Source organism: Stenotrophomonas sp. STEN056, from assembly GCF_056759635.1.
The window spans coordinates 33,678-46,278 of sequence record NZ_JBRRDL010000033.1 but is presented as its reverse complement, the minus strand read 5'-3'; the positions used below and the strand labels follow the sequence as shown (position 1 = coordinate 46,278).

Annotated in this window: 11 protein-coding genes and 2 pseudogenes; 7 read left to right on the top strand and 6 right to left on the bottom strand. The window is 63.6% G+C overall.

What is annotated here, in order from left to right; all coding sequences use genetic code 11:
- Nucleotides 1–148: 148 nt before the first annotated feature.
- Both ACVOLO_RS15070 and ACVOLO_RS15065 read right to left on the bottom strand, forming a co-directional pair.
- Nucleotides 149–1,078: a CorA family divalent cation transporter gene (locus ACVOLO_RS15070; protein WP_481571131.1), complete on the bottom strand. Its 930-nt coding sequence runs from the start codon at nt 1,076–1,078 to the stop codon at nt 149–151.
- Nucleotides 1,079–1,148: 70 nt separating this feature from the next.
- Complete coding sequence (locus ACVOLO_RS15065) at nt 1,149–1,478, bottom strand: hypothetical protein (RefSeq protein WP_481571130.1); 330 nt, start codon at nt 1,476–1,478, stop codon at nt 1,149–1,151.
- A gap of 141 nt (nt 1,479–1,619) precedes the next feature.
- On the opposite strand from ACVOLO_RS15065, the gene ACVOLO_RS15060 reads away from it, so the two are divergent.
- The 4 genes from ACVOLO_RS15060 to ACVOLO_RS15045 all read left to right on the top strand — a co-directional run bounded on the left by ACVOLO_RS15060 (nt 1,620) and on the right by ACVOLO_RS15045 (nt 8,425).
- Nucleotides 1,620–1,922 carry a hypothetical protein gene (locus tag ACVOLO_RS15060; protein ID WP_481571129.1) on the top strand — a complete coding sequence of 101 codons (303 nt, stop codon included), beginning with the start codon at nt 1,620–1,622 and terminating at the stop codon, nt 1,920–1,922.
- Nucleotides 1,923–2,117: 195 nt separating this feature from the next.
- Complete coding sequence (locus ACVOLO_RS15055) at nt 2,118–3,278, top strand: hypothetical protein (protein WP_481571128.1); 1,161 nt, start codon at nt 2,118–2,120, stop codon at nt 3,276–3,278.
- A gap of 371 nt (nt 3,279–3,649) precedes the next feature.
- Nucleotides 3,650–6,667, top strand: a complete 3,018-nt coding sequence (locus ACVOLO_RS15050) for an outer membrane beta-barrel protein (protein WP_481571127.1) — start codon at nt 3,650–3,652, stop codon at nt 6,665–6,667.
- 123 nt (nt 6,668–6,790) lie between these two features.
- Nucleotides 6,791–8,425, top strand: coding sequence for an alkaline phosphatase D family protein (locus ACVOLO_RS15045; RefSeq protein WP_481571126.1), 1,635 nt, complete (start codon nt 6,791–6,793; stop codon nt 8,423–8,425).
- 310 nt (nt 8,426–8,735) lie between these two features.
- Here ACVOLO_RS15045 and ACVOLO_RS15040 read toward each other — a convergent pair.
- Nucleotides 8,736–8,915, bottom strand: a pseudogene (locus tag ACVOLO_RS15040) (HupB); the annotation flags it as partial.
- A 396-nt stretch (nt 8,916–9,311) separates the two neighbouring features.
- Here ACVOLO_RS15040 and ACVOLO_RS15035 point away from each other — a divergent pair.
- Together ACVOLO_RS15035 and ACVOLO_RS15030 are read left to right on the top strand one after the other, a co-directional pair.
- A pseudogene (locus tag ACVOLO_RS15035) lies at nt 9,312–9,545 on the top strand (BON domain-containing protein); the annotation flags it as partial.
- An 83-nt stretch (nt 9,546–9,628) separates the two neighbouring features.
- On the top strand, nt 9,629–9,850 hold the full coding sequence (locus ACVOLO_RS15030) for a hypothetical protein (RefSeq protein WP_481571125.1): 222 nt from the start codon (nt 9,629–9,631) through the stop codon (nt 9,848–9,850).
- Nucleotides 9,851–9,965: 115 nt separating this feature from the next.
- Here ACVOLO_RS15030 and ACVOLO_RS15025 read toward each other — a convergent pair whose 3' ends face one another.
- Nucleotides 9,966–10,151 (bottom strand): hypothetical protein, encoded by a 186-nt coding sequence (locus ACVOLO_RS15025; RefSeq protein ID WP_481571124.1) that lies wholly within the window; start codon nt 10,149–10,151, stop codon nt 9,966–9,968.
- 135 nt (nt 10,152–10,286) lie between these two features.
- Entirely contained in the window at nt 10,287–10,769 is a 483-nt protein-coding gene (locus ACVOLO_RS15020) for a DUF2938 domain-containing protein (RefSeq protein ID WP_481571123.1), read from the bottom strand.
- Nucleotides 10,770–10,838: 69 nt separating this feature from the next.
- On the opposite strand from ACVOLO_RS15020, the gene ACVOLO_RS15015 reads away from it, so the two are divergent.
- Nucleotides 10,839–11,279, top strand: a complete 441-nt coding sequence (locus ACVOLO_RS15015) for a helix-turn-helix domain-containing protein (RefSeq protein WP_481571122.1) — start codon at nt 10,839–10,841, stop codon at nt 11,277–11,279.
- Nucleotides 11,280–11,331: 52 nt separating this feature from the next.
- On the opposite strand, the gene ACVOLO_RS15010 is transcribed toward ACVOLO_RS15015, so the two are convergent.
- Nucleotides 11,332–12,483 (bottom strand): YncE family protein, encoded by a 1,152-nt coding sequence (locus ACVOLO_RS15010; protein WP_481571121.1) that lies wholly within the window; start codon nt 12,481–12,483, stop codon nt 11,332–11,334.
- Nucleotides 12,484–12,601 lie beyond the last annotated feature (118 nt).

Sequence of the window (12,601 nt, the reverse complement as noted above, 5' to 3'; positions counted from 1 at the left end):
GGGAGGGAGGGAAGCAGCCAGCAGCACGAAATGGTTTGCTCCCTCCCTTTCGCGCAGCGAAGGGGAGGGTTGGGGAGGGGTGCCTTTGAGGATGTTGATGTTGCTACTGAAGTCCCAGTCGCAACGAGGTCCCAAACCTCACACCAACTCACAACCAACCGCGCCGCTTGAACCACACCAGCGGCACCACGATGCTCAGTACGATCACCGCCAGCGCGATCGCGTAGCCAAAATGCCAATGCAGCTCCGGCATCGCGGCGAAGTTCATGCCCCATATGCCAACCAGCACCGTCGGCGGGATGCCCACCACCGAGGCTACCGCCATGACCTTCATCACTTCGTTCTGGTCCATGTTGATCAGGCCCAGCACGCTGTCGAGCAGGAACTCGTTGCGGTCGCCCAGTTGCTGCTCAAACTCGCTCAACGAGGTGATGTCCTTGAGCACCAGCTTGATCCGCTTGTGCGCGTCGGCGCCAAACCAGCTGGGTGCGGATTCGTCCAGGTAGTTCATCACCCGCAGCAGGCCATGCACGGTGTTGTGCAGTGCGCCGATGTGCCGGCCCATCACGCCTACTTCGTGCAGCATGCGCTCCAGCCGGCGCGGTGCGCGGCGCCCCTTGGGTTTGTTGAAAGCCTGGCGGGAGAATTCACTCATGCTGCTTTCCAGCGATTCCAGCAGATCGGCCAGGTAGTCGACGATACGCTCGATCATGCGCAGGAACAGATCCACCGGACCGACGCAGGGGTGCTTGCCGAGGTCGGCTTCCAGCGTGGCGAATGCGTCCACCGCATGCTCACGCTGCACAACCAGTGCGCTGGGCGCGATGACGAACCCCAGCGGCGCCACCGCCTGCGCGGTTTCGTACTGGAAGCGCGGCAGGTTCAGCACCAGTGCCTCGCCTTCCATGCGCACCCGGCTGCTGAATTCAATCTCGCTGATGCCCGCCCGGTCGGGAATGGCGAACCCCACCTGCTGCGATGCCTGGGCCAGCTCTTCCGGTGTGGGTTGGCACAGATCCACCCACAGGGCGGAGTTCCCGCCGGATCCTGCTTCGACAATGGTTCGGCAATGCAGCATCGGGGCTTACCTTCATCTACAGAACTGCAGGCATCCTCCCCGCATCGGCTTGTGGCGTAAAGCCAGCGCCCTATCCGGTACCGACCTGCGCGGCATACCACGCCGCATACGGCGTGTTCCGGGCCAGATGACGATTGAAATCCGGTGCGCCGTCGTCCCACCACACCGGGCCGCGCTCGCCCAGCGCCCGCTTCGCCGCATCCACTGCCGCGCCAGCCCGTGCCAATCGCTCGCGGTCAGCCACCCGCCGGGCGGCGCCTACGTCGCGCCGGGCAGCCATCAGCTGCTTCACCAGCGCCTGTCGCTGCGGCTCCGGCAGCTGCGGATTGGTCGCCCGCCAAAGGCGTCCGTGCACCACCAGGTAGCGCCCGTCCGGCGTACGCAAGGTGGCTTCGCTCATGGCTCAGTCCCCACGCTCGCCGCGCACCAAAACCGGGCCGCTGCAGCCCACACAGCGTGGCCATCGGCAGCGGGCCATGACGCTTGCACAGCCCCACCGGCTTCACGCAAGCTCTGCGCTCCTTCCGCCAATAGTCCAGCCATGCAAGACAACATCATCCAGATCATCCCCGCCGACGGTTGGGTTGCAGTATTTGAAGAGAACGGTGAAGAGAGCGCGCAGACCCTGGTGTGCTTTGCCGTCGTGGAAGAGGCCGGCAAGCGTGCCGTCCGCCCGATGCTGGCCAATGGCAAGGTAGTCAGCCTGGCCGACACCCTGCCCAACTTCGTGCGTATCGAAGAGCTGGAAGCCTTTGAGGACGAGGACGAAGAGGAAGAAGGCGAGGGCGAGGACGACGAAGACGAGGAAGAAGAAGAGGAAGACGAGGAAGAAGAAGAGGTCTGAGTCACCCGTTTCTCCCCTGGCAGCCGGTGCAACGCCGGCTGCCTGCGGTGCCGCCGGCAGGCAACCGCAGCATTTGAACCTGCGCACGATTGCGCGAATGGGCAGCTCGGCCTGTCCTCGGTCATTGCCCGGTGTCATCGCCGCGTCACTCGAAGCGGCAAGGCTGTGCGGTTTATCCGCTGCCCTGGCCCTTGCATGAAACTCCGCCCCTCGCTGCTCCTGCTCGTCGGCGCCCTCGCCGCGCCCGTCTTGCCCGCGCCCGCCAATGAACTGCGCCCGCTGCCGCTCACTCAGAACGGCGGCGCCTGGGATTCCGGCCATGTGCAGGGCATCGCGGTGGACAGGCGCGGTGGCTACATCTATTACTCGTTCACCCATCTGCTGGCCAAGTACGATTTCGACGGGCAACTAATCGGCACGCTCACCGGCTGGACCGGCCACCTTGGCGACCTGGATTTCAATACGGGCAATGGCAAGGTGTATGGCTCGCTGGAGTACAAGAAGGACGAGGCGTTCTATATCGCGGTGATCGATGTTGCCCGGATCGACCGCGTCGGCATGGATGCCAAGGACGTGGATATCCTGCGCACGGTGTACCTGCCGGAAGTGGTGGCCGACTACACCGCCGATGTGAATGGTGACGGCCGCTTCGATGGCGATGACGGCAAGTACCGCGGCAACGTGACCGCCTCACCGGACCACCGCTACGGTTGCTCGGGCATTGATGGGGTTTCGTTCGGCCCACGTTTTGGCCGCACCGACGGCCCATCGCTGCTCACGGTTGCCTATGGCATTTACGGCAACACCGAACGCAGCGACAACGATCACCAGGTGCTGCTGCAATACGACATCGGGACATGGGACAACCTTGCCCGGCCACTGGTCGAAAGCGCTCCCCACCACAGCGGACCGGACGCGGTGCATGGCAAGTATTTCGTACGCACCGGCAACACCCGCTATGGCGTGCAGAACCTGGCGTACGACAGCACGCTGCAGCGCTGGTTCATGGGCGTGTATGCCGGAGAGAAAGTCAGCTTCCCCAACTACCTGCTGTTTGCCGTGGATGCAGATACCACGCCCGTGCGTGGCGCGCTCGTCGGCGTACCGGGAAAAGCCGCCGGAAGCTGGGAACAGGGGCAATTGCTGGCACTCGCCGATGCCGGCCTGAAGGATTCGGCCAGCGGCGTTCGCGGCTGGAACCAGAAAGCAGATGTCGGGCTGCAGCCGGTTGGCGACGGCCTGTTCTATCTCGCGCGTGACTTCAAGGTGGAAGGAAAGCAAAGCGCGCAGCTGCAACTGATGCGCTGGACCGGCGATGCGGAGCAGCCGTTCGCCACGATGACATCGCCCGAATGAGCGCATCTTCCACCACGCGCTAAACCAACCCATCGCATCCTGCAGCGTCATCCCCGAGCCCGGGAAAGTGCAGCGCAGGCGCGCTATCGATGCGGCCGGCGCTGCACATGCCCCACTGCTTTGTGACGGCGAACATCATTGCGGCTTGAAGGCCATCAACGTCGCAATGTGCGCCACCGCAACAACACGCATGCGTATGCCATGCAAGGCGCTGCATGCGAAAAGACACACTACGAAATGCTGCTTCACAAGTGACTGCTTGCACGGGCAAAACGTAAAGGTTCTGTAATTGTCCGGACGTACTGTTGCGCCGCTTGCACGGCGGTACGTCAGCTGTGTGCGGTACTCCCACACTTCTCCGGAACAGATCCATGCTCGAACTGAAGAAACAGGCGCTGGTCAGCGCCATCCTTGCTGCGCTCTGCGTTTCACCTGTCGCCTTCGCACAGTCGTCCAGCGACACCGCCAGCGTCCAGAACATCGGCAATGGCAGCCTGCGTGGCCGCGTGCTCAACACCGCCACCGGCGACTACCTGCGCAATGCCGAAGTACGCATTGAAGGCAGCCGCAACGTTACCTACACGCAGGAAGGCGGCCACTTCCAGCTCAGCGGCATCCCGGCAGGCGAAGCAACGGTGCTGGTGAAATACACCGGCCTGCAGGAATTCCGCTCCACCGTCAGCATTGAATCCGGCACCACCGCAACGCTGGATGTCGCGCTGAAAGCGCCTTCCTATGTTGCCGGCAGCAGCGAGGCCACTGACCTGGACATGATCAAGGTCACCGCCTCGCGCGATGGCCAGGCCAGCGCCATCATGGAGCGGCGCGCGGCAATGAACGCCAAGAACGTGGTCGCCGCCGACAACTACGGCGCGCTGACGATGGGCGACGTGGGCGAGTTCATGAAATCCATGCCCGGCCTGTCGCTGGATTACACCGAAGTGGACGCCACTGCCGTGCGCATCGGCGGCCTGGACCCGAAGTACTCGACCTTCACCACCGATGGCGCGCGCATGGCCACGGCCACGTCGAACAACAACTCCGGCCGCCAGAACTCCTTCGAGCAGATGTCCATCACCGGCATCGAATCCATCGAGTTGAACCACACCCTCACCGCGGCGATGGAAGCCGATGCGCCGGGTGGCAACATCAACCTGCGCAGCAAGTACGCCTTCCAGCGCACCAAACGTGACCTGGTGTTCCAGCTGGGCGCGGTGGGCACATCCGATTCGACGTGGTCGAGCAAGTATTTCCCGGACGACAAGAAGCACTCCACGATCTACCCCTCCGGCCAGTTCGGCTTTGGTGATGTGTTCCTGGATGGCCGGTTCGGCGTGGAATTCAACGCCAGCTACAACGCCAACTACGTGCAGCAGGACCGCATCCAGACCGACTACGCCTACAAGCCGGACGGCAGCGCCATGCCCTACCGCGTGATGTGGCGCCCGGGCCCGAAGATGACCAGCCGCACCGCGGCCAACCTCAGCCTGGACTACCAGGTCACCGACAACCTGGTCGCCTCGCTGCGCAGCACCTACTCCATGTACGACGTGGAGTACTTCAACCAGTACACCTACCTGATCTTCGGAACCACCTCCAAGTCCGAAGCTGAGCCGGGCTCCACGCCCACCCACATCGTGGTCAACCCCAACGGCACCAACACGCGCCTGCACACGCAGTACTCGCACCGCTACGCCGGCACGCCGGCCTACCTCATCGCCCCCAAGCTCGAATACAAGGGTGAAAGCTGGGAAGCGGTGCTGCGCGGCAGCTACTCCGGCGCCGAGTTCAACTTCCGCGACAACAGCAAGGGCTTCTTCCAGCGCACTGACAGCTGGCTGACCGATATTGGTTTCGTGCTTGATCGCCCCTCGGAAAGCTCACACGCCTGGAACCTGGAACAGACCGCCGGCCGCCCGTGGAATGACCCGACCAATTTCAACCGCGACCACGCCATCGGCTACAACGTGCGCACTTCCGAATCCGATGCGGTCAATGACCAGTCCGGCATCAACCTCGACCTGAAGAAACACCTGACCTGGAACGACAACCCGCTCACCCTGATGGGCGGCGTGGGCAGCCGTCGCAACGACTGGCGCACCAATGAAGGCTCGTGGCAGCAATACAAGTACGTGGGCCCGAACGGCAGCCAGACCGACCCGTCGGCCACCATTCCGTGGACCGGCAACTACGACTTTGAAATCATCGGCACCGGCGCCGGCAACATGAACGAGCAGGGCTGGCGTGCCGACAGCAACTACGCCACCTACGACATCTTCAAGGAGCACCCGGAGTATTTCGTGGCCGATGTGGTCGGCAACCTCAAGCGTCGGCTGGACAACAACAAGCGCATCCAGGAAGACGTGGATGCGGCCTATATCGAAGCGGAAACCCGCATCGGCGATGCCCGCTTCGACCTGGGCCTGCGTTACGAGAAGACCAAGACCGCCGCACGCATCGCCGACGTTCGCCCGGCCAGCGAGGTCAAGGAAGCCGGGCTGGATCCCGGCACGGTGGAAGGCCTGATGTTCCAGTACAACAACGGGCGCTATGTCACTCGCCGTGGCGACTACGACGACTTCTTCCTCAGCGGTGGCATGAAGTACGACTTCAGCGACAAGCTGGTCGGCCAGTTGTCTTTCAGCCAGTCCATCCTGCGCCCGGACTACGGCAACCTGGGCGGCGTGGTGTCGGTGAACGAAGACACCATGATCGTCACCGTGCCCAATGCGCAGCTCAAGCCCGAGCATTCCACCAAGTACTACGCCAGCCTGCAGTACTACCTGGAGCCGTCAGGCATGCTTGGCCTGTCCTACTACAAGCTGGACATGGAGGACATGCAGGTCACCGGCATCAGCGTTGACCCGGCAAGCGTGGGTTTCAACCCGGGTGATTACGAAGGCTATACCTTCCGCAGTGCGCAGAACCTGCCGGGCACCAGCACCAACGAAGGCATGGTGCTGGAATACAACCAGCAGCTCACCTTCCTGCCCGGTGCGTTCAAGGGCCTGAGCCTGTACGGCTCGCTGACCCATGTGAACCCGGATGGCCCGCGTCAGAACATTCCCAAGGAAGCGGCCAACTGGGGCATCCGCTACAACTACGGGCGCTTTGACTTCCAAATCAACGGAAACTACCAGTCCAGCCACCGCATCAGCGCGCTGAGCAACACACCGACCACTGCCAACAACGGCGTTCTCTACCGCGCCTCGCGTGAGCTGTGGAACATCAGCGCCAGCTACAAACTCACCGACAACATCGACGTGATGCTGGCAGGCCGCAACATCTTCAACGAGCCGGAGATCATCTATTCCAACATCCCCAGCCGCGTGCAGATGTACACGGTGTATGGCTCGATGTGGAACTTCGGCATCCGCGGCCGCTTCTGATCCGACACCCCGCCGTAATCCAAGCCCCTCTCCCGCTTGCGTGAGAGGGGTTGGGGTGAGGGAGCGCTCCAAAAACGCATTGCCCGCCTCGCCCGCACCTTTCAACCCGCCAGGATTTCCGCCATGACCGTCAACATCGATCGCCGCCGACTCATCATCGGCGCCGGCCTCGGGCTCGGCGCACTGCTGCTTCCGGCCGGCAGGCTGCTCGCCGCCGAAGTGCTCAACGCCAAGGGCTTCACCCACAACGTCGCCAGCGGAGAACCCGGCGCCGAGTCGATGCTGCTCTGGACACGCTATGTGCCGTCCACCAATGCCGACGAAGTGCGCCTTCAGGCAGAAGTTGCACTGGACCCGGATTTCACCCGCGTTGTCGGCGGTGCCACGGTGCGCACAGGCGGCTACCGCGACTGGACTGCAAAGCTCACCGTCGACGGCCTGCAACCGGCCACCACGTACTGGTACCGCTTCATCGCGCCTGACGGCAGCCTCTCGCCGGTCGGGCGCACGCGCACCTTGCCGGCCGGCGATGTGGCCAGCTTCAAGCTCGGCCTGTTCTCCTGCGCCAACCTGCCCATCGGCTGGTTCAACGCCTATGCGCATGCGGCCGAGCGCGAGGACATGGACCTGTGGCTGCATGTGGGCGACTACATCTACGAGTACGGCATCGCCTCCTACAAGCCGCAGGACCGCATTGCAGAGCGCGAGGTGATGCCGGCACACGATCACGAGATGATCTCGCTGCTCGACTACCGCATGCGCCTGGCCTGTTACCGCGCCGATCCCGATCTGCAGAAACTGCACCAGAACGTGGCCATGGTGGCGCTGTGGGACGACCACGAGATCACCAACGACAGCTGGGAAGGTGGCGCGCAGAATCATCAACCGGACAAGGAAGGCGACTGGAGCATCCGCAAGGCCGCTGCGGTACAGGCGTATCGCGAATGGATGCCGGTTTCAGATGAGCCGTGGAAAGCCTACCCGCTGGGCAACCTCGCCACGCTGTACCGCACCGAGTCACGATTGATTGGCAGAACGCAGCCGGCCGACATCAAGCAGGCCTTCGCTGCCGGCACCGATGCCGCACTGGAAGCCTTCCGTGATGGCCCGTGGATGGACAGCTCGGCCACCATGCTCGGGCTGGAGCAGGAGAGCTGGCTGTACAATGCGATGAAGGACAACGCGCGCCGCAGCCACTGGCAACTGGTCGGCATGGGCACCATCCTCGGCCGCACCGTGATGCCCAAGGAAACCGTGGGCTGGTTGCGCCCGGAAGCCAGTGAGCGCAGCCGCCAGGCGTTCAAGGACAACGTGCGCGCCGCGCGGCTGGGCTTGCCGATGTGGATGGATCGCTGGGACGGCTATCCCGCCGCGCGCTCACGCCTGCTGCGTGCCGCGCAGCAGGCCGATGCCAACCTGGTGATGCTCTCCGGCGACAGCCACAACGCCTGGGCATTCGCGCTGGAAGAAGACGGCCAGCCCGCCGGCGTGGAATTCGCCGTGCAGGCGGTGACCTCCGGTGGCATCGAGGGCAGCATGGCCACCGACCCGCGCAACGTGGCAAACGCTTTCGTTGCAACCAACCCGGAAATCCGCTGGTGCGATACCTCGCAGCGCGGCTACGCGATGATCGAGATCACGCCGCAACGGGTTAGCGGCGAATGGGTGTTCCTGCAGGACATCAAGACGCGTAGCACCGCAGTTGCGGGTACGCACCGGATGAGCGTGGAGCGCGATCGGAAGGTGTTTGTGGGCTGAGGGTTGGGCGGCCCTCGTGGCCGGCTGTCAATTGCGGATCGGAACCTGCGCCGCTGTGGAAGCCGGGAAAACATGGATTCTCGCGGCCTGAAGCCCCTCTCCTGCAAACAGGAGAGGGGTTGGTCGCAACACACCACGCCAACACTGTGATTTGCCGACTGCCGGAATTTCCGCTTTCCGGCTATGCGATCTCTCGTTACCGGCAGCAGCCTTGGCAGATGCGTCTTCGCACGGAATTCTTCTGTATGCAGTCCGGCTTTGATTGCCGCCGCCTCACGCGACAAGCCACTTCCGGCCGGCATCAATGATGTCTCGCGTGTGCCCGACCAGCGCCGGATTTCCTGCCGCCGCCATCGCGCTTGTTCACCGTGGCCCAGGCAATTCGCTCGGCGTCCTTCCTTGATCGCCCTTGGTCACGCTCGCTGTGCATGATGTGCTCGGCCTGCCGTTTCTGCTTGTCCGTGTATGCATTTTTGTCACCGCGCGTCATCCCTATCCTCCGTCATGAATGCATACCCAAAGTAAGCAGCACGGCGTAAGCCGATGTCGAAGCAGCGTTGATTCCCGTCGCAATCAACCCAAACCGTGCATTCAGCACATCGCTTCATCTGGCGTTATGCAACTTGACCGGGGCGGCGTTCCGTCTGCTAACACCAAGGGCGCGCAGCGTTAACACCCGGCCTTCTAGGGTGAAGCTGAGTTCGTGGTATTGAACTCGCCCCCATCAACAGATGGAGAACCAACCATGAAGCACCCATACGTTCGTAACCTGCTCTTCGTTGCCGCACTTCTGCCAGCGTGTGCGCCCGTCGCGGTCGCCAGCACAATGGGCGCGCCGGCACAGGATGGCGGTTACGAAAAATCGGCAACCACCCGCTCCGAGCAACCGGGCAGCGACACCTGGATCACCACCAAGGTGAAAGCCGACCTGCTTGCCACCCAGGACGTGCCGGGCATGGAGTTGAAGGTTGAGACCGTCAATGGCGTCGTCTCCCTGAGCGGCAATGTCGCCACCCAGGCCGAAGCGGACCGTGCGGTTGCCGTGGCACGCAAGATCGAAGGCGTCACCCGCGTGGACAGCTCGGGCATTACTGTCGGCCATGACGCCCACGGGCACTGAACCGATCCGTATCTCTCCCGCCATGCCTCTGGCACGCCCGTGCCAGGGGCATGCGTACCCAGCCCCGGAAAAGGCACACTCCAATGGATACGCTCCACTTGTTTCTCGAAGGCCCTGGCCGCGAGACCATCGCCGTCACAGCACTGGACGATGGCACCTATGACGCGGCCCCCGGCACAGGCGAGGCAACGCGCCGCACCCTGGTTGACGACAACGGCAACATTGCCGAACAGACCGACAAGAACGGCTACCGCTATCAGTTCCGCGAACGCTTCGGCATCTGGTCGCTGATCGTCTCGGACTAGGCCGCCCGTTCCTGGTATCTGCTTCATCCTCGCGGCTTTCTGCGGCGTAGCGCCGCCGTCGCTCACGCAAGATGGCAAGGCCCCGCTTGGGGCCTTGCCTGTCTGCACCCAACCTTCAGTGTTTGGGATTCATCCGCTCTTTCTGCGACGCCTGCCTGTCCTGCATGTCCTTCTGGTGGCTGGGCTCGGTGCGCGACGCCTGACGCGCGGGGTTGGCCTTCTGCGCGTCATCCACACCCGGGCGCCCCGGCCGGTTCTGGTCCATCTTCTGCGGCGCATTGGGGTGTTGTTTACTGCCCATTTTCTGCCTCCACATCACGGCACACCGCCGCACCGCCAGCCTGCGCGGGCAACGGTTAGCCTCCCGTCGTCCGGCGTGTGCGTGCCCCGCACAAACATGACCGCGCAGCTGCTGCAGCTCATGACCGCCGGCCGTTCAGGCAATGGCCCACGCGCCGATGAACAGGCCCACACCAAACACCGCATGCGTTGCCACGCTCTGCGCGCGGGCACGCCAGGGCCGGGGAGTGCGGGAGGCGGCGATGCCTGCACCAAACGCCGGCTGGATCACGCACCACGGCACAAGCACGGTAACCACGCCAAACCACAGCGCCGGTGCCAACGTAGGCTGGTGAAACCAGCCGTCCCCTGTCACAGCCCACAACAACAGCGCAAACACGATGCCCAGCGCATAGTGCGCCACCCAACCCAACAGACGTTCGTGTGCCACTGCGGTGCTGCGCTGGATGGGCTGGTGCCACCAGCGTCCCTGCCCCATGTGCCCCAGCCAGCGGCCGACCAGCGCATAGTCCAGCGTCGGCAGGCCCATGCGCCGCAGCAGCAGTGCCCATCCGTCCATCACCAAGGTGGCGACGCTGCCAACCACCACGATCCGCATCGCCCATTCCAACGTCGTCATGGCGCTTCCCACTCCACTGGATTCCTGTTCTCATCCAGTCTGGTAGTTCAAGTCGACTTGAGGTCAAGCATGCAGGAGCTCGATATCGGCCAGGTCAGCCGCCAATCCGGCCTGCCCGCCTCCACGCTGCGCTATTACGAGGAACGCGGGCTCATTCGCCCGCTGGGCCGCAATGGCCTGCGCCGTGTCTACGATGCGGCGGTGATGCAACGCTTGGCCTTGATCGCGTTGGGCCGCGCTGCGGGGTTTTCGCTCGACGAGATCGCCGGCATGTTTGACGCCCGGGGCCAACTCACGGTGGACCGCCCCCAGCTGTTGCGCAAGGCCAATGATATCGAGCGGCACATCCTGCGCCTGCAGGCACTGCGCGATGGCTTGCGCCATGCGGCCCGCTGCAGGCAGGCCGATCATCTGCAATGCCCTACGTTCCAGCGCCTGATGCACTCCGCGCTGCGCCGGCAGGATCAACAGCGCGCCTGCGCGCCGCGCAAAAAGAAGGGGCCGGGGTAACGAAAGCATCGCCCCGGCCCCTTGCGGCTCCATCAAACCGCAATCACTTCACTCAACTGCCAAGCTCGATGCGGGCAACGCTTTCCTCGCTGCCCTTCGGATCAGCCTCGCCGTTCTTGATGCTCACATAGAGCACGTTGTTCTTCGCATCCAGCGCCAGGCTGTTGGGGTGCGTGGGCACCGACCAGCTTCCCACCTGCTGGTAGCTGTCGCTGTCATACGCGGTGACTGTGCCGGCCTGGCGATTGGTGACATACAGCCGCTTGCGGGGCGCATCGAGCAGGATTCCCAGCGGGCCGGCATCGGTCGCGATGCTGGCAAGCTCCTGTCCGGTGCCACGGTCGAGCACCAGCACCCGCTGCCCCGGGTGACGCGAGACAAAGCCCTCGATGCTGCTGCCCTGGTAGTTGCGGATCATCTCCAGCCCCTGGTCGGTGACAAACAAGCGGGCGCTTGAAGGATCCAGTGCAATGTTCATCGGCTGCTCGGCGCTGACGTTGAAGCGCTGCTCGACCTTGCCGCTGTCGGTACCCACAATGACAACCTCGCCACGCAGGTTGGACGTGAATACCCGCTTGCCGGCGGCATCCAACGCCAGCCCCGGCGCCTTGGCATTGCCCAGGCCGGCAATGGTGTCGAGCAGGGTCAAGGACTGCGTGTCCACCACGAACAACACGCTGCCTTCCTGCGAATGGCCGGTGACGTACAAGCGATGATTCGGCGCGTCCACCACCAGTTCGCGCAGGTCGTGGGTGTAATGCGACTTGCCATCCTTGCCGACCACCTTTTCCATCAGCTGCACCGTGCCGATGGCCTTGTTCTGCGCGGTATCCACCACCGTTACCGAGGTATCAACGGTATTGCCCACATAGAGCCGATGGTTGGCGTCGTCGAGCACCACACCAAAGGCCTTGCGCTCCAGCGGAATGCGCGTCTGCACGGCCAGCGTTGCCGGATCCAGACGCAACACCTGCGCAGGGCCGGCGTCATCGCCAAAGCCGCCGGAAGAGGCCACGAACACCGCGTTCTGCGACGGGCTGTACGCCAGTTCGTAAAGCCCCTTGGCAACGGCTTGACGCTGTACGTTGGCAGCAGCTGCGGCACTGGCGGTGGCCGGCGCGGCGGCGCCAGCCCCGGGTGCAACCAGCGCAAGGGAAACCGCCAACGCAAGCGCGGCGGAACGGGACACGAGAGATAGAGACATTGCGAGCATCCTTGATAGGGCACGAAGGGTGTGTCCTGGCTCGCTGGGCCGTTCTCGAACGGCAGGGCCTGCACCATCGCAGGCTGGCTTGCTGGTGGCGGCATGGTAAGCAAAACCG